Origin of the sequence: Oligosphaera ethanolica (assembly GCF_030814695.1) — a bacterium.
In the GTDB taxonomy this organism is placed as follows: Bacteria; Verrucomicrobiota; Lentisphaeria; order Oligosphaerales; family Oligosphaeraceae; genus Oligosphaera; species Oligosphaera ethanolica.
The window spans coordinates 370,849-395,029 of the sequence record NZ_JAUSVL010000001.1 but is presented as its reverse complement, the minus strand read 5'-3'; the positions used below and the strand labels follow the sequence as shown (position 1 = coordinate 395,029).

16 protein-coding genes and 2 pseudogenes are annotated in these 24,181 nt (G+C 63.0%); 17 read left to right on the top strand and 1 reads right to left on the bottom strand.

Annotated elements, in window-relative coordinates:
- Positions 1 to 14: 14 nt before the first annotated feature.
- The gene (locus tag J3R75_RS01375) at positions 15 to 3,155 is read right to left on the bottom strand and encodes a beta-galactosidase (RefSeq protein WP_307259442.1); all 3,141 of its coding nucleotides are present in this window, start codon (positions 3,153 to 3,155) and stop codon (positions 15 to 17) included.
- Between the two features lie 244 nt (positions 3,156 to 3,399).
- On the opposite strand from J3R75_RS01375, the gene J3R75_RS01370 reads away from it, so the two are divergent.
- From J3R75_RS01370 to J3R75_RS19785, 17 genes and pseudogenes are all read left to right on the top strand, one after another.
- The gene (locus J3R75_RS01370) at positions 3,400 to 5,394 is read left to right on the top strand and encodes a sialate O-acetylesterase (RefSeq protein WP_307259440.1); all 1,995 of its coding nucleotides are present in this window, start codon (positions 3,400 to 3,402) and stop codon (positions 5,392 to 5,394) included.
- 261 nt (positions 5,395 to 5,655) lie between these two features.
- Entirely contained in the window at positions 5,656 to 6,762 is a 1,107-nt protein-coding gene (locus J3R75_RS01365) for a Gfo/Idh/MocA family protein (RefSeq protein WP_307259439.1), read from the top strand.
- 90 nt (positions 6,763 to 6,852) lie between these two features.
- A complete protein-coding gene (locus tag J3R75_RS01360; RefSeq protein ID WP_307259437.1) occupies positions 6,853 to 7,863 on the top strand; it encodes a UDP-3-O-acyl-N-acetylglucosamine deacetylase in 1,011 nt (336 codons plus the stop codon).
- A 66-nt stretch (positions 7,864 to 7,929) separates the two neighbouring features.
- The gene (locus J3R75_RS01355; RefSeq protein WP_307259435.1) at positions 7,930 to 8,901 is read left to right on the top strand and encodes a type II secretion system F family protein; all 972 of its coding nucleotides are present in this window, start codon (positions 7,930 to 7,932) and stop codon (positions 8,899 to 8,901) included.
- A gap of 201 nt (positions 8,902 to 9,102) precedes the next feature.
- Positions 9,103 to 9,957: a sugar phosphate isomerase/epimerase family protein gene (locus tag J3R75_RS01350; protein WP_307259433.1), complete on the top strand. Its 855-nt coding sequence runs from the start codon at positions 9,103 to 9,105 to the stop codon at positions 9,955 to 9,957.
- A 140-nt stretch (positions 9,958 to 10,097) separates the two neighbouring features.
- A complete protein-coding gene (locus J3R75_RS01345) occupies positions 10,098 to 11,204 on the top strand; it encodes a TRAP transporter substrate-binding protein (RefSeq protein WP_307259431.1) in 1,107 nt (368 codons plus the stop codon).
- Positions 11,201 to 11,692 (top strand): TRAP transporter small permease, encoded by a 492-nt coding sequence (locus J3R75_RS01340; protein ID WP_307259429.1) that lies wholly within the window; start codon positions 11,201 to 11,203, stop codon positions 11,690 to 11,692. The genes J3R75_RS01345 and J3R75_RS01340 overlap by 4 nt, the downstream gene beginning before the upstream one ends.
- Entirely contained in the window at positions 11,689 to 12,996 is a 1,308-nt protein-coding gene (locus J3R75_RS01335; RefSeq protein WP_307259427.1) for a TRAP transporter large permease, read from the top strand. Before J3R75_RS01340 ends, J3R75_RS01335 begins: the two co-directional genes overlap by 4 nt.
- Positions 12,997 to 13,093: 97 nt before the next feature.
- Complete coding sequence (locus tag J3R75_RS01330) at positions 13,094 to 13,582, top strand: universal stress protein (protein WP_307259425.1); 489 nt, start codon at positions 13,094 to 13,096, stop codon at positions 13,580 to 13,582.
- A gap of 24 nt (positions 13,583 to 13,606) precedes the next feature.
- Positions 13,607 to 13,852: an acyl carrier protein gene (locus J3R75_RS01325; protein ID WP_307259423.1), complete on the top strand. Its 246-nt coding sequence runs from the start codon at positions 13,607 to 13,609 to the stop codon at positions 13,850 to 13,852.
- 13 nt (positions 13,853 to 13,865) lie between these two features.
- Entirely contained in the window at positions 13,866 to 15,224 is a 1,359-nt protein-coding gene (locus J3R75_RS01320) for an FAD-dependent oxidoreductase (protein WP_307259421.1), read from the top strand.
- On the top strand, positions 15,221 to 15,940 hold the full coding sequence (locus tag J3R75_RS01315) for an SDR family oxidoreductase (protein WP_307259419.1): 720 nt from the start codon (positions 15,221 to 15,223) through the stop codon (positions 15,938 to 15,940). Before J3R75_RS01320 ends, J3R75_RS01315 begins: the two co-directional genes overlap by 4 nt.
- Before the next feature lie 104 nt (positions 15,941 to 16,044).
- Entirely contained in the window at positions 16,045 to 16,920 is an 876-nt protein-coding gene (locus J3R75_RS01310) for an alpha/beta fold hydrolase (protein WP_307259418.1), read from the top strand.
- A 68-nt stretch (positions 16,921 to 16,988) separates the two neighbouring features.
- On the top strand, positions 16,989 to 18,446 hold the full coding sequence (locus tag J3R75_RS01305) for an aminopeptidase (protein ID WP_307259416.1): 1,458 nt from the start codon (positions 16,989 to 16,991) through the stop codon (positions 18,444 to 18,446).
- A gap of 110 nt (positions 18,447 to 18,556) precedes the next feature.
- Positions 18,557 to 19,858: a Gfo/Idh/MocA family oxidoreductase gene (locus tag J3R75_RS01300; RefSeq protein ID WP_307259414.1), complete on the top strand. Its 1,302-nt coding sequence runs from the start codon at positions 18,557 to 18,559 to the stop codon at positions 19,856 to 19,858.
- Positions 19,843 to 23,529 (top strand): annotated as a pseudogene (locus J3R75_RS01295) (3-keto-alpha-glucoside-1,2-lyase-like domain-containing protein); the annotation flags it as partial. The gene J3R75_RS01300 and the pseudogene J3R75_RS01295, both read left to right, overlap by 16 nt.
- 57 nt (positions 23,530 to 23,586) lie before the next feature.
- A pseudogene (locus tag J3R75_RS19785) lies at positions 23,587 to 24,168 on the top strand (3-keto-disaccharide hydrolase); the annotation flags it as partial.
- Positions 24,169 to 24,181 lie beyond the last annotated feature (13 nt).

Here is a 24,181-nt window from a genome sequence, read left to right as displayed (position 1 = left end):
CCGTCGCGAGTGGGTTATTTTTTGATGAGGAGGATCATGGGCTGGAGGGGTGGCAGGGTGATGGACGATGTCTGTGGCTGGTTTGCCAGGAGGTCGTGGCTGTCGCAGGGCTTGACCAGGTGGCGCAGCGACACGGTGACCGGGGTGAGGCGTTGATTGCACAGGGCGGTGTAGGTCTGGCCGGCGTGTTCGACGCTGCGGAATTCCAGGCCGTAGAGCGGACGGCCATCAGTATCACTGGCCATGACGGCAGGCGTCACGCCCCAGGCGCCGAGGCGCGGCAGCAGAGCGGCGGGTTGATCGTCGTAGGCTTTCGTTAGCGGCAGGCGCTCGTATTGCGGCGGCTGGGGTAGGGGCTGGTCGTATTCATCGCGGTCCAGGGCGCTATCGCCGAAGAGGACCACAGCGATGCCCTGTTTGCGAATCATGTCCAGGGCCGGCAAGGCTGCCGCAGGCAGGTGGCTGACGGCCGGCAGGACCAGCAGCCGAGCCTGGCGCAGCACCGGCGGGAGCTTGCCGGACGTGCCGATGTCGTTGAGCTGTCGCTCGGTGAGGAAACCCTGGGTCTGCCCGAGGGCACAGAAGCTGGTCCAGAGGGTGTCCATGGCCGACAGGTGCAAGGACTGACCGTGGAGGACGGTGCTAAGCGACCACAGGTGGACGACGCTGGGCGGCTCCTGCTGGAAGGTTGTGACGACTGGCGCATGGCGGTTGAGGTCCATGGCGGCGGCGGATACGGCCAGGACGTGGTTTGGGCGGTGGAGAATGCTGCCGGCGAGGTCGGAAAGGGGGTCGTTGCTGCGTTCCCAAACCCAGAAGGTCGTGGCGCTTTGGCCGTGTAGCGCGCCCTGGATGAGGGCGGAGTAGCTGTGGATAGGCCAACGGGAGGAGAAATCGCGGTCGCTGATGATGTGGTTTTCCGAGTTGAAGACCGGCAGATCGCGCATACTGCGCTGGAAATCGTAGCCCATTTCGTAGCGTTGCCAGCCGTTGTACCACTGCGGATGGCCGTGGCGTGGGAAATTGCAGGCGTCATTGCCATTGATCTGGCTGAGTTGCGCGAATAGTTCTGGGGAGACGCTCCAGATACCGGCGGGATTTTTGTTGAAATGGGCGGCCATCATGATCTTCGCGTGCACGGGTATGGCGGGCGCCATGTCGTGGATGACATCGGCCAGCCATTGATGGAAGGCGGCGAAAGTCTCCTGGTTGAATTGCACGAAATCGTAGGCAATGGCGCCGTCCGGGAAGGGCTTTGGTACTGGGATGTCGGCAAAGGACGCGTAGGCGCTGTGCCAGCGCTGATTGAGCTGATCGATGCTGCCATGCCTGCGTTCAAGCCACTGCGGCCACTGGGTGCGGATGTGCGGGCATTGGTCCAGCTTGGTGCTCAGGGGCTCGTTGCTCAGGCAGAACGAGTGCAGCGCCGGCGAGTCTTTCAACGCGGGGACGATGGCCCGCAAATAGCGCTCAATGATCGCGCGGGCTTCCGGGGCGTGCACGCAGTACTTGAAGAAGCCGCCCTGGCACTCGGCCAGGTCGGGCCATTTCTTCAGCGCCCAGTCGGGGAAATAATGCGGGCTGAGCAGGAGATTGATGCTGATATTTGCCTTTTCAGCACGAGCGAAGACGGCGATGAGGTTTTCGATGGGCTTGGGGTTGATCTTGCCGTCGTCCTCGACGACGCCACGGGGGCCCTGCTCGATTTGGATCATGTTGATGCCGTAGCTGGGGAAGAGCTCGATGTCTTTGCGGACCTGGGCAAAATGACCGTAGCCGGTAAAAAAGGTCGGGGTCTGTTCGAGTAGACGGCCATCGGGGAAACGCTGGGTAGCGAGGAAAGAGGATTTGGCGATGGTGATGGGGCTGGTGACATAACTGGGCACCGGCGTCGGCGGTGGCAGAGCGCCGGTTTTGATGGCCTGGGCTTCGCGGAGGCCGTCCTCAATCATCGTCAGCAGATCCTGGTAGGTCACCCAGGCGCGATCGGTGTTGCCCAGTTTACAGTCCTGGCGGGTATCGGCGCTGAAACGGTCGTAGAGCGCCAGGCGCAGGCGGAGGGTGCAGACGGCGGGAATGCGGTCGCCCAGGCCGTCAAGGACCACGGCGAGCAGCTGGCGCTGGGTGTCGAGCTGGGACAGCAGGGACGCAATCAGTGCCGGGGTGACCAGGCGGTAGCGGCGCTCGTAACGGGCCAACTCGGTGCCCTGGTCGCTGACGGTGGCGCTGATGACAATCTGCGCGGCGTTCGCTGCGGCCAAATTGCAGCGGGCGTGGAGTAGCCAGCAGCGACCGCCGGCACCGCCGTCGCGCAGGACTGTGCTGGCCGTGGCCAGGACGCGGCCGCTGTCGGCATCGCGGAATTCGACGTGGGCCTGGGCGTTGGCGGGCGCCGTTGTCAGGCCGACGACGCCGTCGAAGTCGGCAGCGTCGTTGACGAAGAGCCACTGATCGCGGGGGTAGAGTCGGGGGTCCCAACGCGGGTCGATGAGCTGGTCGCGGCGGGACAGGGGCTTGGGCTGGCGGGGGCTGATTTCGACCGTGTTTTCGGGATTATTTTCGTTCCATGCCGGTGGTGGGGCGTCGCCCTCGAAGAAGCCGGCGTTGTCTATCCAGATGCCGTCGCTGGGGTGTTCGACGACGACCATGAAGGGGAAGGCGGTGGTGTCTGGGTCGGTTTCGAAGCTATGGCTGATGCGTTGCCATTTGCCGCTGGTGTTGGGGAGAGTCTTGCGCACACGCCAGCCTTTGCCGCCGCCAAACCAGGCAGAGGGGCTGGAGTTTGTTTTGGCGCTGAGGCAGATGGTATAGCGGGTATTGGGCTTCACGGGCACGTCGCCAATATGGCCGAACCAGTTGTAGACGTGGGCACCAAAGGGAGTTTTATTGGTGAGGCGGATGGCGATGCGGCCATCGTCGGCATCCTGGTCATCGAGAGCGAAAGTGGCGTCGGTATTGCGCTGATCCCAGGTCCAATTCTGCGGTCGCACGGCGCTGATGGTTTCGAAAGACGGGTTGCTCAGCAGGTTTGGCGCCGGCGCGTAGGGCTCGGCGCTGAGCTCGGCAATACCGGCGGCTGGCGCCGGCTTGGCGGGCTGGGCGATAAGGGCCGGCGACGCGGCCACAAGAGCGACCAAAAGCAGGTGGTGACGCATGGCGATTCCTCCGTGGGGTGGGGGGCTGAGGGCGCGAGCATGTGAAAACAAGTGCTTACTGTATTGCCTGCACGACGAATGGCCACGCAGGCCGCCGAAATCGCCGGGCCGCGGGCGGGGATTATTTTCAGCCGCGCCTTGAGAGGGCATTCATGGCCGTTACAGTATGCGGTCATGCTTTGTCTGTAGGTAGTTCTGATCGCTGAATAAGGTGTCAACACGGAAGCAAGACAACGAGGCGACAATGAACAGTGGACATTTCGGCTGGGGACGGACGGCTATGGCGGGCGCAATAGGGTGCGGTGGCTGGCGGCGTTTGACTCTGCTGGCCTTGCTGGTGCTGCCCGTGACGGCTCTACGCGCGGAAGTCGTTTTACCGGCGACCTTTGCGGACAACATGCTGTTGCAGCGCGACAAGCCCTTGCCGGTGTATGGCCTCGCCAAGCCCGGCGAGAAGGTCGTTGTGGCCTTTGCGGGACAGCGCCATGAGAGCGCGGCCGATGCCGCTGGCGCCTGGCGGGTGACGCTGGCGCCCATGGCGGCGTCCGCCAAGGGGCGGGAGATGACCGTGACGGGCGAGAACAGCATCGTGCTGAAAAATGTCCTGGTGGGCGACCTGTGGCTGGCCTCCGGGCAGTCGAATATGCAAGTGTCTGTGCGCGATGCTATGAATGCCAAGGAGGAGATCGCTGCCGCCAAGTACGACAACATTCGTTTCTTCATGGTCAAGAGCGCGCTGGCATCCACACCGCAGCAGGACCCGGCCGGCGAATGGCAGCTGTGCACGCCAGAGAATGCACCGAAATTTTCTGCCGCGGGCTACTTTTTTGCGCGGGAGTTGGCGACGACGCAGGACGTGCCGATTGGTATTGTCAACTGCGCGATTGGGTCGAGTTCCTGTCAGGCGTGGGTGGCCGCCGATGTGCTGCGTTCGGATCCGGCCCTGCCGCAGCCTTTGGCCATTCCCGCCGAGGAATACCAGGACTGGGCGACCTACGACGCACTGCGGAGGAAGATTTATGCCGATGCGGCCTACAAGGACCCGGGTATGCTCCCGGAATGCGCAGCGTGGGCCCAGCCGGATTTTGACGACAGCGATTGGCGGGACATGACGGTGCCTGGCAGCATTGAATCGCAGGGCCTCAAGATTGATGGTGCGATGTGGTATCGGGCGGCGATCACAGTGCCGGAAAGCTGGGCGGGCAAAAACGCGTCGCTCTACCTTGGCATCATCGCTCAGAACAGCGTGGCATATTTCAACGGCGTCGAGATCGGCCGGCGTGATAACAACGGCGGCATCTGGGTGTTCCGTACGCACCCGGTGCCGGGCGAGGCCGTCAAGGCCGGCCGCAACGTCATTGCTGTGCGAGTCTTCAACGAGAATGGCTCCGGGGGCTTCCATCCGACCTATCCGCGGCCGCAGTACCTCGGTTTGGGCGACGAGAAGGTCATGCTCCCGGCAGTTTGGCGTTTCAAGGTTGAGACGGCCTATGAGCCGCGGGCGCTGTCGCGAAACTTGCCCGAGCCCTATCATCTGCCGACGGGCTTTTACAATGCGATGATCGCGCCGTTGGCGTCCATGCCGCTGCGCGGTTTCATCTGGTATCAAGGTGAAAGCAACTCCGGCAATCCCAAGCAGCACGACGTGTTATTTCCTGCGCTGATCCGCTCATGGCGTGAGCTCTGGCAGGACGACCAATTGCCCTTCTACTACGTGCAGCTGGCTGCCTATCAGAAGCCGCAGGAACAACCGGTGGAAGCCGGCTGGCCGGATTTCCGTGAATCACAGACCAAAGCCTTGGCCGTGCCGCTGACGGGCATGGCGTCGGCCATCGATATTGGCGATGCCCATGATGTGCATCCAAAGAACAAACAGGAAGTCGGTCGCCGGCTGGCCCTTTGGGCCCGCCGGGACTGCTACGGCGAAAAGGACCTCGCCGTCAGCGGCCCACTCTATAGCGGCTTCGCGCGGGAAGGCGCCGCCATTCGCGTGCGCTTCAGCTATTGCTACGACGGGCTAGCTGTCAAGGGCGACAAACTCAAGGGCTTCGCCATCGCCGGCGCTGACATGAAATTCGTTTGGGCCGACGCGCGCATCGACGGGCAGGACAGCGTCTTGGTCTGGAGCAAGGATGTACCCGAGCCGGCGCACGTGCGCTACGCCTGGGCCAACAATCCCGATTGCACGCTTTTCAACCAGGCCGGATTGCCGGCAGGGCCTTTCCGCACCGACCAGTAAGGGCAGAACAGGCAGAGCGGACGGTCTTTTTTATCGCAGAGGGTCGTTTTCGCGGACGGATCCGACGGATCGGACGGATCCGACGGATCGGACGGATCCGACGACTTGATCGGTCCGATCGGTCCGATCGGTCCGATCAAATCATCTTTTTTTCGGGGGCGTCCGCCGGCTTATCAGCAACGGGTTATATTTTAGGCCATTTATGCTGAAGACGCGAGTTGCGTTGTTTCGGCGAAATACAACAGAAAAAGGGAGAACGGCATGTCGAACAATGCAGTAGGCACGGAATCATTTGCGACGGAAGAGAAACGGGAAGTCGGCAAGAAATTGCGCTGGGCGATTGTGGGCTGCGGTGGCATCAGCACGACACATCTTGACGCCATCAAGCAGATACCGGAGATCGAAGTCGTCGCCGGTTGTGATATCAAGCCCGATCGCCTGAAGCTGATGAACGAGAAATACGGCATTCAGGCCACCTACGAGAAGTGGGACGACCTGCTGGCTGAGATCAAGCCGGATGTGGTTGACGTCTGCACTCCGAATGGCGTGCACATGCCTGCTGCCGTGGCCGCGTTAAACGCCGGCTGTAACGTCATTACCGAGAAGCCCATGGCCATGTCTCCGGCCGAGTGCCAGATGATGGTCGATGCCGCCAAGAAGAATGGCAAGCTGCTTTGCACGGGCTTCCAGTACCGCTATCATCCGTCCTGCGAGATGTTCAAGCGGGCGATGGCCGCCGGCGACATCGGCGACATTCTTTTTGTGAAGTGTCGCGCGCTGCGTCGCCGCGGTATTCCGAACTGGGGCGTCTTCGGTCAGAAAGAGCTCCAGGGCGGCGGCCCGATGATTGACATCGGTGTGCACGTGATGGAGTCCGCGCACTACTGCATGGGCGAGCCCAAGCCGGTGTCGGCGTCCGGCAACTGCTGGACCTACATTGGCGACAAGCCGTCGGAAGTGACCAGCATGTGGCCCAACTGGGACTGGAAGACCTTCACGGTCGAAGACCTGGCGATCGGCCAGATCCGCTTTGACACCGGCGCGTTGATGCAGGTCGAGGCGTCCTTCAGCGCCCACATTGAAAAAGACGTGTGGAATTTTGAGATCATGGGCACCAAGGGCGGTTTCAACTGGGAAACGTCGACTCTCTTTACGGACCACGCCGGGACGATGATCAACTCCAAGGCCGCGTTCCTGCCCGGCACGCAGTTCAACTCGTTGTTTGTGGCCAAGTTGAAGAACTTCGCCGACGCCTGTCTGACCGGCTCGCCCCTGCGCGCCCCCGGCGAATCCGGCATGGCGGTGCAGAAGATGATCGACGGTATCTACCGCTCGGCCGCCGCCGGCAAGGAAGTCACCATCGATTGATGACACGCACGCAAAGCTGAATGGATGCGGGGCGGACTTCGAGCCGCCCCGTATTTTTGCGGCATGACGACGGCATTGTGAAAGGACGGCATGGACGACAGCAGGATACTGGCTGGTGATGAATATCTGTTGCGCTTGAGCCAGGAGGCCCACGCGGCCATCCCGGTTGACATGAGCTTTATGGCTCCCGACGGCTGGCAGCCGCAGCCCTACGAGACGACGCTGGGCGGGCGCTTTCATGTGACCGGCCCGGCGACCTACAGCAAAGGCATCAGCAGCACGCTGTTCTTCGAGCCCAGCGCTCGTCGTGGCTGGTGGCTGGAACGGCTGGACCTCAATGAGCAGTTGCCGATCCGCGTATCGGTCCGCAATGTCTGGACCGCGCAACGAAATGTCGTTCTGCGTAGCGGTAATCCCCACAATTACGTGCGTATGACCGAACACATCGTCGCCCATCGCCTTGGCTTGGGGCTGGACAATGTGCGCATCGGCATGGATAGCGGTGACCCGCCGCTCTTCGAGGTCGGCAGCATGCCGATCGTCGAGGGCATCCGCAAAGCCGGCATCGTTGTTGACAAAGCACGGCCGGTGACCTTTTTGACCGTCAAGGAGCCGGCGACCATCGTCGGTCCCAATGGCGGTTTCCTGACCTATTATCCAGCTGCTGCGGGCGATCGCAAGCTGACTCTGGATGTGGCCATTGATTTTCCGACGGCCATCGGCAAGCAGCGCGTGGTTTTCGATGTCTGGGACGACGCCTTTGTGCACGGCGCGCACGCGCGCACCAACTGCTCTCAGGCGGTGATGTTCTACATGAAGACCATCGGCAAACTTTTTGCCGACACACGCAACCTGGGCTACACGAAAGACAACATTTTGGTCGCGGGCAAGCGCGCCTATGTCAACACCCCCAAGCTGCTGCACGACGGCAAGTCACTGGAGGCCGTCTGGCATCGCGCTTGCCTGGATCTCATCGCGGCATTGTCGCTTTTGGACAAAGGCCGGCTCTGCGGCAAGATCGTGTCCTACAAGGCCGGTCATACGCTCGACACGCGCTTCATGACCTTGCTCTATCGCCAGGGCGTGCTGACCAAGATCTGACGCACCCCGCCCGCATTCTGTTTGCGCCCTGTCGCGGCGCAGTAACGCAACCCGAGGATGGTGGCTATGAGCGCATTAGGTGATCGCAGCCAGTATTATGACACTCTGGCCACCTTGCTTGGCGCTGGCCTGCCCATCTTGCGCGCCTTGGAACAGCATTATCCCGGACGTTTCAATCGCGTGGCTCGGCAGCTGCGGGAAAGTCTGCAGGGCGGTTCGACGCTGGCCGAAGCTATGCGGGGCATGAGCTGTTTCAGCAGCTTCGAGTGCAATGTCGCCGCCGCCGGCGAATACAGCGGGCAGCTGGACCGCTGTTTTCGCTCGCTGAGCGACTGGTTTGCGCTGCGGCAGCGCCTCCGCCAGAAAGTCATCAGCGGGATGTTGTATCCGCTGCTGATGTATCATGTGGCGGGGCCGATACTCTGCGTGGTGGATGTCGCCATCGGCCAGCTGACGATGCCCCAGGTCGTCTCTCGCCTGATTTTGTGGTATGCCGTGCCTTGGGTGATCTTCATCTTGCTGCGGGCCTTGGCGCCGGGGCTGTTTCGCAGTCGCCTGGTTGGAACCCTGTTGGACGCCGTGCCGGTGCTGGGCGCCGTGCAGTTCAATCTCGAAAATGCCAGCTTTTTCCGCGCCTTGTCGCTCTGTCTTAATGCCGGCATCGGCATGGTCAACGCCATCAAACTGGCGGCGGAAAGTTGCAGCAACCGGGCTTACCAGCTGCGCTTCCTGCGCATCGCCAAGCGTATCGACCAACACGGCGAGGCCTTTGCCGCCGCTTACCACAAAACCAGCAGCGGCCGAGAACGGCAGTCGAGTATCCCGGCGCTGATTGATACCGGCGAAATGAGCGGCACCCTCGACGCCAGCGCCGAACGCATCGCCACCTTCTGCGCCAACGACGGCGAACGCCAGCTCGAAATCGCCGCCCTCATGGCGCCGAAAGCACTCTACGGCTGCCTCGTCCTCTACATCGGCTACCGCATCATCAGCTTCTACGCCGGCTATATCGGACAGATCAACGAGCTGCTGCAATAAGCGTCGGCAATCGGCGCCAAGTCGGTCCCAGCAGTCCCAGGCGTCCCCAGGGACCGGCCGGTAGCAATGGCTGAGCCGTTGCGTTGTTTCGCTTGATAAATGCGCGGCGGTGCTTTGCGCGTGGCAAAGCGTGCTATATTAGCGGCCGTTTTTCCCGGATTTTGTTGGTGTGACAGTGTTGAAAAGTGAAGGACGGCGTTCATGTCGCGATTCAAAATAGGCGTGATGGTTGATTCATTTCGGCTGCCGATACCGGCTGGTGTGCGCAAGGCCCGTGAGGTGGGTGCGGACGGCATTCAGGTCTATGTGGTCGACGGCGCGATGAGTGCCGAGGCGTTGAGTGCGGCGGATCGTCGCGCGTTTCGCGCGTTGGTTGCGGACAATGGCCTGGAGATCTCGGCCTTATGCGGTGATCTTGGCGGCCACGGCTTTCAGATTGCCGCCGAGAACGCGGTGAAGACGCGGCGTTCCAAGGCGATCGTCGATCTGGCGGTGGATTTGGGCACGACGGTGGTGACCACGCATATCGGCGTGGTGCCAGAGGACAGCAGCTCGCCCGTGTACCGCAACCAGCTGGTCGTGTGCAAGGACATCGGCGCCTATGCAGCGGATCGCGGCGTGGCTTTTGCGATAGAGACCGGTCCCGAGCCGGCGGCGCGCCTGGCGGCTTTTCTGGACGAGGTCGATTCGTGCGGCGTGGGCGTCAATCTCGACCCGGCCAATCTGATCATGGTCTTGAATGACGATCCGGTGGAGGCGGTGTACGCCTTGCGCCGGCACATCAAGCACACGCACGCCAAGGACGGCGTGCAATACCGTCCCTGTGACCCGGTGAAGGTCTATGCGGCTTTTGCCGAAGGGGGCGTCGAGGGACTCAATATCGGCGAGCTTTTCAATGAGCTGCCGCTTGGAGAAGGAAAAGTGGACTGGGATCGCTATTTAGCGGCCCTTTCCGAAGTGGGTTATGCGGGCTATCTGACCGTTGAGCGTGAGGTCGGAGCCAACCCCGAAGCGGATATACGCCGCGCCGTGGAATTCCTGCGGCAGAAAATCTGACTGCGCCCGAGGCCGGCGATCCAGCCGGCGCAGACGCAGCAGCGGACAGCACACCGGCCATCATGACGCGCGACGGTCATGATTCCGGTGTTTTTTTGTTTGCAGCCCTCAAAGTTCGAAGAGAAGAAAGAGAGTGCACTATGAGAACGACGACATGGTCAGCGCAGTGGTGGCGGCGTGGTGGCCGATTGCTGTTGCTGACGGCCTTGTGTCTGCTGGGATTGTCCTGCGGACGGGAGAAAGGCGCGGAGTACCGCCTGGCCTACAGCGTCTTTTTCCCGGCTTCGCACATTCACAGCCTGCTGGCTCGGGAATGGGCCGACGAAGTGTACCGCCGCACGGATGGTCGGGTACAGATCGATATCTTTCCCGGCGGGGCGTTGACTGGCGCGGCGGAGAATTTCGATTGCGTAATCAATCGGGTGTCGGATGTGGGCATGAGTTGTTTCGCCTACACGCGCGGGCTGTTTCCCTTGCTGGAAGCCCTGGATTTGCCCCTGGGCTATCCGGACGGCATGGCGGCGACGCGCATTGCCAACGACTTCATTGCGCGCTTTCAGCCCAAGGAGCTGTCCGATGTGCATGTGCTCTACGTGCATGCGCATGGTCCGGGGATCTTGGCGACGACGGAGCCGGTGGCGTCCCTGGGCGACCTCAAAGGCCGGAGCATTCGCGGCACGGGCATTACCGCGCAGATGGTCAAGGCCATGGGCGCGAATGCCGTGGGCATGAGCCAGCCGGACACCTACGAGGCGCTGCGGCGTGGCGTGGTCGATGGCACCTTCTGCCCGATGGAGACCCTCAAGGGCTGGCGGCAGGGGGAAGTGATCAACCATGTTACCAGAGTGCCGGCGGCCGGTTACACCACGGCGATGTTCGTGGTCATGAACAAACAGGTGTGGGAACGCTTCCCGGAGGACATCAAGACTGCTATCAGCGAGGTCAATAGCGAATGGATCGACCAGCATGGCAACGCCTGGGACCAGGTGGATCGCGATGGGCTCGAATTCGTCAAGGGACTGGGCAAGACCATCACTGACATGTCAGCTGAAGACGACGCCATCGCGGCGGCGGCGATGGTGCCGTTGCTGGAAAACTGGGTGAAGAAGACCGACGCGGCGGGATTGCCGGGCACGGAGGCCATGGCCTTCCTCAAGGCTGCGGTCGCTGACGCACGGCGGAACCGAGCGGCAGCCGCGGCTGCGCAGACAACGGGTGACAGCACGAAACAAGGAGAACAGCCATGATGTGGAACGTGTATCAGCGAAGCGTGTCGGCGCTGGTGATGACGCTGGCTGGCGTGTCGGCGTTGGGCGTGTTGCTGATGATGATCATCACCTGCGTGGACATCATCATGCGGCGCCTGGGCCATCCCTTGCCGGGCGTGGTGGACATCGTCAGCATCGCCGGCTGTATCAGCGTGGTGACGGCATTGCCCTACACCACGGCCGTCAAGGGCCATGTTGCCGTGGAGTATTTCTTTCACAAAATGCCGCGGGTCGGCCGGGTTTTGGCGGATAGCGTGTGTCGAACGCTGGTGTTGCTGCTGTTCTGCTTCATGTCGTGGCGTTGCGTGGTCTATGGCGGGACGCTGTTGCGGCGTGGCAGTGTGACGTTGACTTTGCAGATACCCATTTTCTGGGTGTGGTGGCTGATGGCCTTCTCGCTGGCCGTGGTCGTGCTGGTCAAATTCTACAACTTGATGCATCCAGGACAGGAGATGATGAAGCCATGAGCCTATTTACCCTTGGAGTTCTGGGCATATTTTTGTTGTTGCTGTTGTTGATGCTGAGCATGCCGGTGGGCTTTGCGCTGGCGGTGGTGGGTTGCATGGGCTTTGCCATGATCATCCACAACCCGGTCGGGGCCTTTCACATGCTGGTAAGCGTGAGCTACGAGACCTTCAGCAAGTACGACTTGAGCGTGATACCGCTCTTCATTCTCATGGGCCAGGTGTCTTTTCACGCGGGCATCAGCCGCCGGCTTTTTGACGCGGCCTATCGCTGGCTCGGGCGGCTTCCCGGCGGCCTGGGCGTGGCGACCATCGGCGCTTGCGCGGCGTTTGGCGCCATCTGCGGGTCGGGACCGGCGACGGCGGCGACCATCGCCTCGGTGGCCCTGCCGGAGATGCGCCGGCACAACTACCACCTCGGCATGGGCGCCGGCCTGGTCGCTGCCGGTGGCAGCCTGGGCATGCTCATACCGCCCAGCGTAGTATTCATTGTGTACGGCATCATGACCGAGCTGTCGCCGGCCACGCTGTTCATGGCCGGCGTGGTACCGGGGTTGATCCTCACGGGACTGTTCGCATTCTTCTGCCTGGCACTCTGCGCCTTCCGGCCTGAGCTGGGGCCGCCGGCGGAGCCCTGCAGCTGGGGTGTGCGTTTCCGCTCGCTCCTTGGCGTGATTGAGACCGCGCTGCTGTTCCTGCTGGTGATGGGCGGCATGTTTATCGGCTGGTTCACGCCGACGGAGGCCGCCGCTGTCGGCGCCGCCGGCAGCATTGTCGTGGCACTCTGCCGGCGCGCGCTGAGCTGGAAGACCCTTGTTCGGTCGCTGATGGAAACCATTCGGGTGTCGACCATGGTGCTGATCATCATCGCCGGTGCGATGGTCTTCGGGCGTTTCCTGGCCCTGACGCGTCTGCCCAGCGAGCTGGCCAACGCGTTGACGACCTTGGCGGTCCCCGCTTGGGTGACCCTGGCGCTCATCCTGCTGTTCTACCTCGTGGCCGGTTGCATGGTTGATGCCCTGGCGCTGGTGCTGTTGACCATACCGATCTTTTTCCCCGTGATCAAAGCGCTGCAGTACGACCCTGTGTGGTTTGGCGTCATGGTGGTGCTGGTGGTGCAGATGGGCGTGATCACACCGCCGGTCGGCGTCAATGTCTACGTGGTCAGTGGTATTGATCGCCGAATACCGCTGCAGGACATCTTCCGCGGCGCTTGGCCCTACGTGGTCATCCTCGTGCTGATGTCCGCATTGATGCTGGTCTTTCCCGACCTGGCCCTGGCCTTGCCGCGCTATCTGGCGCGGTGACCGCGCCGGCGCGGTCTCGGCAATTATTTCAACTATTCCTGCGTTGTAGAGGTACCACGGCGGCTTAGCCGCGGAGATTGGCACTGGAGGTGGCAGCATGACAGCGGAATACACTCAGATGAAGCGGGTTCTGTTTTGCACGGATTTTTCGGCCAACGCCCACTACGCCTTCGATTTCGCGGTGGACGCGGCCGCCAAGCGCGATGGCTGCGAGCTCATTCTGCTTCATGTCATCCCCGAGCCCGACGCGCAGTTCTGGAAGACCTACATTTACGAATTGGATACCGACGTGGATAAAAATGCGCGGGAGGCGCTCGACGCCAAGATTGCCGGCGAGTACCGTCCCCGCGTGCCCGCTGGCGTGCCCTTCCGGGCGGAGTTCCGCATTGGCAAAGATTACGCGAAGATCATTGATGTGGCCCGTGAGCTTGAAGCCGACCTGATTGTCCTTGGTCGGCAGGGCCGTGGCGCCTTGCAGTCCATCTTCTTCGGCACGGTTGCCGAAAAGGTGGTGAAACGTTCGACTTGCCCGGTGTTGGTCATTCCCCTGCCGCGAAATGACCACGCTTCGCCGGGTGCAGAATAACCCGACCACGCAGAGGAGCGCAACATGGCTGAAGGATTGGAACAGCAACTCAAAGAGCTGATCGTCGAAAGACTTTTTTTGGATATCGCGCCGGCGGAAATCGCCACGGATGTCGAGCTTTCCGAATACGGCGTGGATTCGTTCCTGCTGCTGGAGCTCATTGTGGCCATGGAAGAAATCTTCGAGGTCAAATTTGAGCCGTCGGATATAACTGCCGACGTCTTGAAATCCGTCGCGACGCTGACGGAGCTGATCCGGTCCAAGCAGTAAAGCCGGCGTAGCCATGTCGCCAGCCTATGATGTCGTGGTTGTTGGTGGTGGCAGCGCGGGCTTTGGCGCAGCGCTGGCGGCCGCTCGTGCCGGTGCGCACACGGCGCTGCTGGAATGCGAGGCGATGCTCGGCGGTAACTCCACGCTGGCTGGCGTCTGCTGCTGGGAGCCCGAATGCGATGGCTCCGGCGCGCCGCGGCAGCTCTACGAGCGCATGCGTCGCCTGCCCAACGCCTGCGGCATCTACCGCTACCTCAAACACCGCTATTTTCTGCAGGGCGACGACGCGGCTTTTCCCGGCTGCGAACTCGGCCTGGATAGCAGCATGAGTTACAGCGATACCGAGGCGCTGGACTGGACGGTGCCGCCCGATGTACGTAATCCTGTTGGCGGCGTCATCTTCGAGCCGGCGGCGTGGGATCAGTGTGCGCGCGATATGCTGCGTGAGAGCGGCCGTTGCGAGGTCGGCGACGGCCGGGAAGTCGTCGCCGTCGAGCACGGCGACCGCGCAATCACGGCGCTGCGGACACGCGCCGGCGAAGAATTTCGCGCGCGCTACTTCGTGGATTGCTGCGGCGTCCTGGCGCGTCTTGCCGGTTGCGAGCTCTTGCAGGGCGAGGACTCCCGGGCGGCCTTTGGCGAACCCGATGCGCCGGAGGAAGCCACGGGCCGCCTTAATGGCGCGACCAGGATGTTCCGGGTCACGCCGGTGGCCTCGCCGGCGGTAGAGGCGCTGCGGGGGGACATCCCCGCGCGGTGCTGGTGGGCGGAGCAGTTTCCTGCGATGGTCGCGGCGCATTTTCCCAATGGCGATCTGAATTGCAATATGCTGTCGACGATGAGCGGCGCTGAGCTGCAGGCGCTGTCGCCGGCGGTGGCGCTGGCCGAGAGTGAGCGGCGTGTGCGTTGCTATTGGCATCATGTGCAGGACGCCTGGCCGCAGCTGCGCGGCTATCGACTGCTGCATCTCTATTCAGCAATGGGGGTTCGCGAGTCGTATCGGGTGCGCTGCCGTTACATGTTGCGTGAGCAGGATCTGCTGTCGCCGCCGGGGTATCCCGATGTGATTGCCATTGCCGGTCACGGCCTGGATCGCCATGGCGCGCGGCATGCCAGCGGCAGGATCAGCGGCCCCTACGGCGTGCCTTATCGTTGTTTGCAGCCGCTGGCCTTTGACAATATGTTGGTAGCTGGCCGTGTGGCCGGCTTTTCGAGCCTGGCGGCATCAAGCTGCCGGCTATCCCGTAAGATGATGCAATTGGGCACGGCCGCCGGCACGGCGGCGGCGTTGGCGATGCGGTTTGGCGTGTCGCCGGCGGCGTTGCCGGCCGAGTTTTTGCGTGATGAAAGCAAGCGTCAAGGAGGTCGATGATGGACTGCAAAGGTAAGAAAGTGATTGTCACCGGCGGTTCGCAGGGCTATGGCAAGGGCATTGCCGCAGCACTGAAGGCCCGCGGCGCCCAGGTGTGGATCACTGGCCGCCGGCAGGACGTCCTAGCGCAGAGCGCCGCCGAGATCGGCGTGCAGGCCGTCGCCGGCGATGTCGGCAAACCGGCGGACTGGGATCGCATCTTCGCCGCCTGCGGTGACGACATCGATGTGCTGATAAACAACGCGGGCAGCGGCGTGCATATCGCGCCACTGCAAGAGCAGAGCGACGACGACATCCGCCGCTCCATCGAGACCAATCTGCTGGGCGTAATTTATGGCTGCCGGCGGGCTGCGGCGCTGATGACGGCGCGCAAGTCGGGCCTGATCATCAACATCACCAGCGTCTGCGCGCACTATGGCTGGCCGGGTTTTGCGACCTACACGGCCGCCAAGGCTGGCGTGGACATGTTCAGCCGCGCACTCTACACCGAGCTGCGCCCGCATAATGTGCGCGTGACCGTGCTGACGCCGTCTTGGGGCGAGACGGAATTCTCCGTGGCGGCGGGGCTCGGGCCCATGGCTGAGGCGCGCCGCGGCCGGGTGATGACCGGCGAGCAGATGGGCGACCTCGTGGTGAAAATCTGCGAATTCCCCGACCACTTGGTCTTCCCGGAAATCATGGTCCAGCCCGTAATGCAGGAGATCGTGCCCTTCTAGGCCGCCTGCAGGCATTTTTGACGACGACGAACGAAGACAAAAAAACCAGTTGCGGCGGCGGAGACCGCCGCGGCGCAAGACATGACGCGCTGACGGAGAACTGAATGACCTGGAAAGACTTGTATCCTTTTGCATCGCATCGTTATCAGACCCCCGACGGCCCATCGTTGCATTATGTGGACGAAGGGCAGGGCGAGGCGGTGGTGATGCTTCACGGCAATCCCACCTGGTCGTTCATGTATCGCGACCTCATTCGTCGCGTGGCCGCCGGTGGCCAGCGCGCACTGGCTGCCGACCTCATTGGCTGTGGTTTGTCAGACAAGCCGCAGGACTGGCCCTATCATTTGGAGGACCACATCCGCTGCATTGAGCACTGGCTGAATGACGAGCTCAAGCTCAAGCGCCTGACCTTGGTACTCCATGACTGGGGCGGCGGCGTCGGCATGGGCTATGCGACAAGGCATCCCGAGCGGATCGACCGCATCGTACTGATGAACACGGCGGCATTTCTGTCGGACGACTGTCCGCGGCGGATCGCGCTCTGCCGTTGCCCGGGGCTGGGTGCCGTGCTCGTGCGCGGCCTGAATGGCTTTGTCGAGGCAGCCATTCGCATGGCGCCGGCGAAGCCACTGCCAGCGGCGGTCCAAGAAGGCTATCGTCATCCCTACGGCAACTGGCACGACCGCATTGCCACGCAGCGTTTTGTGCAGGACATTCCTCTCAAGCCCAGCCATCCGACTTGGACGACCCTGAAGACCATCGGTGAGAAACTACCCTTGCTGGCAGACAAGCCCATACTGATGTGCTGGGGCGAGCAGGACTTCTGCTTCCATCTGGGCTTTTTGGCGCGTTTGCGGGAAATCTACCCTAAGGCCGCGGTCCATACTTACCCGAACGCGTCCCATTACCTGCTGGAAGACGCCGGCGCGGAAATCATTCCCGTCATTGAGCAGTTCCTGCAACAACCCGTCAGCAAATAAGTACCCATCAGGGACCTCGCGTCCGAGCATTTTGAATTAAGAAACAGCCAACCAAGGAGCATCATTTCATGCCTGCCAAGAAAACCGCCAAGGACGACCCGAAGAGTCGCCAGACCGTGACGCCCTGGAAGCAGGAATCCGTTTGGGAGAAGCTCAGTGCCGCCGAGCTCAAACAGGTGGAGAATTACTGCGCGGACTACATTCGTTTCATCAGCGACGCCAAGACCGAACGGCTGGCCCACGACATCGCGCTGAAGCTGGCCAAAGACGCTGGTTTTGCGGACCTGGACGCGCTCGCCACCGCCGGCAAGAAGCTCAAGCCCGGCACGAAGGTCTATCGCTCTTGTCATGGCAAGACCTTGTTCCTGGCGCAGATCGGCAAGGAGCCGTTGGAAAATGGTCTGTCGCTGATTGGCGCGCATATCGACTCGCCGCGGCTGGACGCCAAGCCCAATCCGCTCTATCAGGACGACTGCATGGCCATGCTTGACACCCACTACTACGGCGGCATCAAAAAATACCAGTGGGTGACCATTCCCCTGGCGCTGCATGGCGTGGTGATCCGCCGCGACGGCACCAGCGTGACGCTGAATATCGGCGAAGACCCCGGTGATCCCGTGCTGACTATCACGGACCTCCTGCCCCACCTCGGTGCCGATCAGGCCAAGAAGACCCTCGCTGAGGCGTTTTCCGGCGAGGCCCTCAATGTCCTCCTCGCCAGCCGGCCGGTGCCCAAGGACGATGGCGACAAGGACTTCAAGGACCGCACCAAACTCCGCGTCCTGCGCCTGCTCAAGGACAAGTACGGCATCGAGGAAGAAGACTTCGCCAGCGCTGAACTGGAACTGGTGCCGGCCGGCCCCGCGCGCGAACTCGGTCTTGACCGCTCCATGGTTCTCGGCTATGGCCAGGACGACCGCGTTTGCGCCTACGGCGCCATTCGCGCTATCCTCGACGCCAAGGGCGTGCCTACTCGCACTCGCGCTGCCGTTATCTGCGACAAGGAGGAAATCGGCTCCTATGGTTCCACCGGCATGGATTCGATGTTCATGGAAAACACCGTCGCCGAATTGTCCGCGCTTATGGGCGATGGCTACAACGAGCTGACGGTGCGGCGTGCGCTGGCGCGCTCGCGCATGTTGTCCGCCGACGTCAATGCGCTGCACGACCCGGCCTTTCCGGAGGTGAGTTCGCCGAACAACATGGGTAAGATGGGCTGTGGCGTGGTGATCAGCAAGTACACGGGCGCCCGCGGCAAGTCCGGCTCCAGCGATGCCAGCGCGGAGTTCATGGGCGACGTGCGGCGCATCTTCAATGACGCCGGCGTCGCCTGGCAGATGGGCGAGTTGGGCAAAGTCGATGTCGGCGGCGGCGGCACCATCGCGTTATACCTGGCTCGCTATGGCATGGACGTGGTGGACTGCGGCGTGGGTCTCCTGAGCATGCACGCCCCGCAGGAATGTGCCAGCAAGGTCGATATCTATATGGGTTACAAGGCGTACAAGGCCTTTTTTGAGGCAAAATAACGCGCTGGCCGGCGCCTTGATGGCGCCGGTCGGCCGTGGTAACGGCGTTTTTCGGGAATGCCCGGGGGAAACAGTCCCCTCCGGGCTTGTCAGCAGAAGGAGTGTCGCACATGTCGGATTTGGGTATGACCCGCCGCAGTTTTTTGGGTACGAGCGCGCTGGCTGGGACGGCGCTGACCATCATTCCGCGGTCGGTGTTGGCGGCGCCGGGACGGCCCGGCGCCAATGACCGCATCAATCACGCGATAATCGGTGTCGGCGGCATGGGCAACGCCCACATTGGCTATGTACTCAAGGACCCGCAGGCCAAGCTGGTCGCCGTCTGCGATGTGCGAAAGTCCCGGCGGGACGCCGCTGTCCAGCGCGCCGGCGCGGATTGCCACGCCTATCTGGATTTCCGTGAGATGCTCGACCGCGAGTCCATTGACGTCGTGCACGTGGTGACGCCGCCGCACTGGCACGCCCTGCAGAATATCGCCGCGCTGAATGCCGGCTGCGATGTCTGGGCGGAAAAGCCCATGACGCGCACCATTGCCGAGGGTACGCACGTTGCTGACGCCGTGCGCCGCAATGGCCGCGTGTTTCGGCTCAATACCTGGTTTCGGCTTTACGGCAGTTTCTACGGCCTGGGCACGACCGTCGCGCCGCTGAAGAAGCTCGTGCAAAGCGGCGCTCTGGGTTGGCCCTTGACCGTGCGTGTCAGCGCGTTGACGGGCTTTTCCTGGAAAGCGTCCATGTGGACCGGCAAACTCGGCTTGCCGCCGGAGCCGGTGCCGGCGGACATTGACTACGACCGCTGGTTGGGTCCGGCGCCCTGGAAGCCTTACACCACGCATCGCACGTCGGGCTCTTTCCGCGGCTACTGGGACTACGACGGCGGCGGCTTGGCCGACATGGGCCAGCACTATCTCGATCCGGTGCAGTACATCCTCGACAAGGACGACACCAGCCCGGTGGAGATTGAGGCGACGGCGCCATGGCCGCAGCATCCCGACGTGGTGGGGCTGTGGGGACAGGTGTACATGAAGTACGCCGACGGCTGCAAAATCATCCTCGAATCCTGCGAATGGGGCGCGCGTGAAACTGCCGGCAAGCCCTTTATCGAGGGGCCGAATGGCAAGGTCTTTCAGAACTTCCGCACGGAGCCGGCCAATCTCGCCCAGCTGGTTAAGGAACTGCCCGAGCCGGCACCGCAGGTCAGTGACTTCAATGTGTCCGTGCGCACCCGCCGCACGTTCGGCCTGAATGAACTCAACGGTAACCGCAGCAATATCCTGGTGCACCTGGCCAACTGCGCGATCCGCAGCGGCCGGAAGCTGCATTTTGATCCGGCGACCCTCCGGTTTGTGAATGATCCCGAGGCCAATCGGCTGGCCGAACAGCCCATGCGCGCACCATGGCGCATCGGCTGAACCAGCGACTGCCGGTAGCCTCAGTACAGCCCATCACTACGAGAAGGCAGGGGATCATGAAGAGCGGCATTAATCACATTGTTCTGACAGCATGCGCAATAGGAGCGGCCATGACAGCCTTGGCGGAAAATGTCAACGATCTCATCACAAAATTGACCTGGGCCGAGCCCGCAGCGGGCAAGGCCATGGTGCAGCAACTGCAGAGCGGCGGCGAGGAGACATTGCGCGTGCTGGCGGCGCTGCTTAAGGAAGACAACGACCAGGGCACCGTCCAGGCGTCCTTCGCCATTGAGGCGCTGGTGATGCACGCGATGCGACCCGGTGCCGACGCCGAACGGGAGGCTCTGGCGGCCTCGCTGGCGAAGCTGCTGCCGACGGCCGCCGATGACGTCGCTCGCGGCGTGCTGCTCAAGGCGCTGCAACTCGTGGGCGGGCCGGCGGAAGTGCCGGCCATCGCCGTGGCATTGACCAGCGAACGTGCGGCGGATTACGCCGTCCTGGCGCTGGTGCAGATTGGCGACGACGGCGCTAAAGCGGCCCTGCGAGCTGCTGCGGTTGCTGCGACCACGCCGCCGGCGCGCCGCCTGGCGTGTTGTCATGCGTTGGGCGCCCTGCGGGATCGCGACGCGCTGCCCGTTATGCGCACGACATTGGCCGATGCCGCCGAGGTGGATAAGCCCGTGCTGTGGCGCGCCATGGCCGAATGTGCCGACGAGGGGATTCTCCCCGAGCTGCTGGACGCGATCGTCGCCGGCCCAGCCGGCCGCCGCAGCGCCGCGCTGGACGCCTTGGCGACGCTGGCCGCGCGGCTGCCGACGCCGGAGCGCGCGGCGGCAGTGGCGCGCGCCTTGCATGTGCGCTATCCGGGCGAAGCGTCCCGGGCGTTGCTGCTGGATTACGCCGGTCTAGGCGAGGCCCTGCCGCTGCTGTCGCAACAGCTGCGCGAGGGCGATCTGGTGGCGCGGGAAGCGGCCCTGGCGCTGTTGGAACGCCATCCGGACGTCGCCGTGGTCGATCACTGCGTTGCCGTTGCTGGCGCCGCACCGCCGGAGCTCGCGGCAGCCATCATTGCTATGCTCGGCCGCCGCGGCGCCACCGCCGCCCGGCCTTACATCGAAGCGCAGCTGCGCGCAGAGGACGCGGTGCTGCGCCAGTCCGCCTACGCTGCGCTGCCCGGCGTCGCGCCGGTGGACTGCACCGCACTCTTGGCCGCGGCCATGGCCACGGCGCCCAAAGACGACTTGTCGGCCATTCGCGCGGTGCTGATTCAGCAGCGCAACGACGATTTTGCCGCGCTGATTGCCGCCGCCATTGACAACGCCACTCCGGATGGCAAGGCCGCGTTGATGGACATCCTGGCCTTGCGCCGGGCCGTCGCGCAGCGGCGGGCCATCTTCGCGCAGCTGGATGATGGCGATAGCGGCGTCCGCCGTGCCGCTTGGAAGGCCCTGGCGAATCTGGCGCAGGCGGCAGACTGCGATGAAATCATCGGCCGCGTGCAAGCCATTGATGATGCCGCCGAGCGTCGCGCTGCGCAGACCGCGCTGGTCAATCTCGCGCGCGGCAATGGCGATTGCGCCACAAAAGTGCTTGCGGCACTGGCCACGGCGACCGGGGCGACCCGCGCGGCATTCCTGCAGCTCGCGCCCGAGATTGCTTCGGCGGCGGCCCTGCAGGCCGTGCAGGCCGATCTGGCCAATGACGACGCGGCGGTGCGCGATGCCGCCGTGCGCGCATTGGCCGCTTGGCCGACGGTCGACGCCATGGACGCGCTCTTCACCCTGGCCGCACAGCCGGAGCCGCCGACGGCGCGGGTGCTGGCGCTGCGGGGGCTGTCACGCCTCCTTGGGCAGGACCTCGGGCTGGCTGCCGCTGATCGCCTGACGAAGCTTGGGCAGCTCATGGCGCTCTGTCAGCGCGCTGACGAGCGCAAACTGGTGCTCGCCGCCGCAGCGGCGCTGCGGCAGGACGCGGTCCTGACCGGTATTGTCCTGCCGGCTTTTGCTGATCCCGAACTGGCTGACGAGGCCGCTGCGGCAGCCGTCAAGCTCGTCTGCGCGCGGGACGCCAAAGACCCCGGCATGACTACCAGCGCCGCTGGGGAGGCGCTGCGAAAAGTCCTCGCCGTCAGCACGAACGACGCGCTGAAAGAGCAGGCCATGGCCCAGCTGGCGCGTTTTCCCTCCCAGGGCGTGAATATCGCCATGGGCAAGCCAGTGACGACGACTTGCCCGCAGCAGGGCAATCACTCGCCCGACAAGGCCGTGGACGGCCGCATCACCCGCGATGACGCGTGGTTCGGCGCCCGTTGGCCGAGCTCGCTGACGCTTGATCTGGAACAGGTCGAGGACATCTTTTCGGTCCGGCCGATTTTCTACTGGGACGGCCGTCGTTTCTACACCTACACCATCGAGGTCTCCGAGGATAATCAGACCTGGCAGCAGGTCGTCGATCACAGCAAAAATAACCGCGCCGCTGACGAGAAGGGCGTCAATCACCTCCTGCCGGCGGCTTGCCGTGCGCGCTATGTGCGCCTGAACATCCTGAAGAACAGCGTCAATGAGGCCGTGCATCTGGTGGAACTGGAGGTCTATTCGCTGACGGGGAAGACGCCGAAGGCCCCCGGCCCCAATCTGCTATTCAAACAGCCGGTGCAGGCCGGCAGTCAGCAGGAGCAGGACCACTCGCCGGACCGCGTCAACGACGGCCGCATCGGCAAGAATGACGGATGGCATACGGATAAATGCCCCACCTGGATTATGGTGGATATGCAGCACAAGGCCAGTATCGACGCCGTGCGGGTCATTTTCTACTGGGATGGCAAACGCAGCTACGCCTACACCGTCGAGGTCTCCGCCGACGGCGAAACCTGGGAGCAGGTGGCCGACAATGCCGCCAATGACACGCCTGCGGATGCCCAGGGCATCGTGCACCGTTTCCCAGCGCGGACGGTGCGCTACGTGCGCTTGAACATCACGCGCGGTGTCGGCCCCTATGTGCACGTGGTGGAACTCGAAGCCTATGCGGCCGGGAAGACCCCGGAGCGCTTCGCCGCCGCTGAGGAGCCCGCGCCGCCGCCCGCGCCGCCATTGCCCGCGGCCGATGCTGAGGGCTTTGTCCCGCTTTTCAATGGCAAGGACCTCGACGGCTGGATCGGCAGCACCGGCGGCTACGGCGTCAATGCCGATGGCAATCTCTTCTGCGATCCCAAGAAGGGCGGACAGCTGCTGACGGCGTGGGAGTTCGGCGATTTTGTGCTGCGATTTGAGTTCAAACTCGGCCCCGGTGCCAACAATGGCCTGGCGATACGCTCGCCGATCAGCGGCAATCCGGCTTACGACGGCATGGAACTGCAGATCATTGATGACGCCGGTTACCAGGCCGTGCACGGCTATGCGCTCCAGTCCTGGCAGCATCATGGTTCCATCTACGGCGTGGTGCCGGCGAAAGTCGGCGCGCAGAAGCCCGCCGGCGAATGGAATACGCAGGAAGTCGTCGCTAAGGGTTCGCAGATCACGGTGACGCTCAACGGCCAGATCATTGTCGACGCCGATCTGAGCACGATCACGGAAACGGCAGATGGGCAGGGGCTGGCCAAGCACCCGGGCCTCAAGCGCCGCCGCGGACACCTCGGCTGGCTCGGCCATGGCGCGCTGGTGGAATTCCGCAACATTCGTATCAAGCCGCTGGCGCCCTACGTGGACGGTCCGCACAACGTGCCGCCGGAGGGCTTCACCGCGCTGTTCAACGGGCGCGACCTCAGCGGCTGGAAGGGCCTGGTCGCCAATCCCGAAAAACGCGCCCAGATGACTCCCGACGAACTCGCCGCCGCGCAACAGGCCGCCGACGAGCAGATGCGCCAGCATTGGAAAGTCGTCGGCGATATGCTTGAATTCGACGGCAAGGGCAAGGCGCTCTGCACGGCGAAGGACTACGCCGATTTCGAAATGTACGTCGATTGGCGCATCGGCCCGCGTGGCGATACCGGCATTTATCTGCGAGGATCGCCGCAGGTGCAGATATGGGATCACACCCAGTGGAAGATCGGCTCCGGCGGACTCTACAACAACAAGCAGCACCCGAGCAATCCGACCCACATCATGGACAATGCCATCGGTGAGTGGAACCGTTTCCGCATCCGCATGGTCGGAGAGATCGTGTCGGTATGGCTCAATGGCGAGCTGGTCGTGGACGAGGTCGTCATGGAGAACTACTGGAACCGCGCCAAGCCCATCTACCCGAGCGGCCAGATCGAATTGCAGGATCACGGCAATCCCATCTGGTTCCGAAATATCTATATCAAGGAGCTGTGACGCCGCCCTG

Excerpts from the sequence above, each read along its gene's own strand:
- J3R75_RS01375 (WP_307259442.1), bottom strand. The coding sequence starts at position 3,155 with ATGCGTCACCACCTGCTTTTGGTCGCTCTTGTGGCCGCGTCGCCGGCC.
- J3R75_RS01370 (WP_307259440.1), top strand. The coding sequence starts at position 3,400 with ATGAACAGTGGACATTTCGGCTGGGGACGGACGGCTATGGCGGGCGCA.
- J3R75_RS01365 (WP_307259439.1), top strand. The coding sequence starts at position 5,656 with ATGTCGAACAATGCAGTAGGCACGGAATCATTTGCGACGGAAGAGAAA.
- J3R75_RS01360 (WP_307259437.1), top strand. The coding sequence starts at position 6,853 with ATGGACGACAGCAGGATACTGGCTGGTGATGAATATCTGTTGCGCTTG.
- J3R75_RS01355 (WP_307259435.1), top strand. The coding sequence starts at position 7,930 with ATGAGCGCATTAGGTGATCGCAGCCAGTATTATGACACTCTGGCCACC.
- J3R75_RS01350 (WP_307259433.1), top strand. The coding sequence starts at position 9,103 with ATGTCGCGATTCAAAATAGGCGTGATGGTTGATTCATTTCGGCTGCCG.
- J3R75_RS01345 (WP_307259431.1), top strand. The coding sequence starts at position 10,098 with ATGAGAACGACGACATGGTCAGCGCAGTGGTGGCGGCGTGGTGGCCGA.
- J3R75_RS01340 (WP_307259429.1), top strand. The coding sequence starts at position 11,201 with ATGATGTGGAACGTGTATCAGCGAAGCGTGTCGGCGCTGGTGATGACG.
- J3R75_RS01335 (WP_307259427.1), top strand. The coding sequence starts at position 11,689 with ATGAGCCTATTTACCCTTGGAGTTCTGGGCATATTTTTGTTGTTGCTG.
- J3R75_RS01330 (WP_307259425.1), top strand. The coding sequence starts at position 13,094 with ATGACAGCGGAATACACTCAGATGAAGCGGGTTCTGTTTTGCACGGAT.
- J3R75_RS01325 (WP_307259423.1), top strand. The coding sequence starts at position 13,607 with ATGGCTGAAGGATTGGAACAGCAACTCAAAGAGCTGATCGTCGAAAGA.
- J3R75_RS01320 (WP_307259421.1), top strand. The coding sequence starts at position 13,866 with ATGTCGCCAGCCTATGATGTCGTGGTTGTTGGTGGTGGCAGCGCGGGC.
- J3R75_RS01315 (WP_307259419.1), top strand. The coding sequence starts at position 15,221 with ATGATGGACTGCAAAGGTAAGAAAGTGATTGTCACCGGCGGTTCGCAG.
- J3R75_RS01310 (WP_307259418.1), top strand. The coding sequence starts at position 16,045 with ATGACCTGGAAAGACTTGTATCCTTTTGCATCGCATCGTTATCAGACC.
- J3R75_RS01305 (WP_307259416.1), top strand. The coding sequence starts at position 16,989 with ATGCCTGCCAAGAAAACCGCCAAGGACGACCCGAAGAGTCGCCAGACC.
- J3R75_RS01300 (WP_307259414.1), top strand. The coding sequence starts at position 18,557 with ATGTCGGATTTGGGTATGACCCGCCGCAGTTTTTTGGGTACGAGCGCG.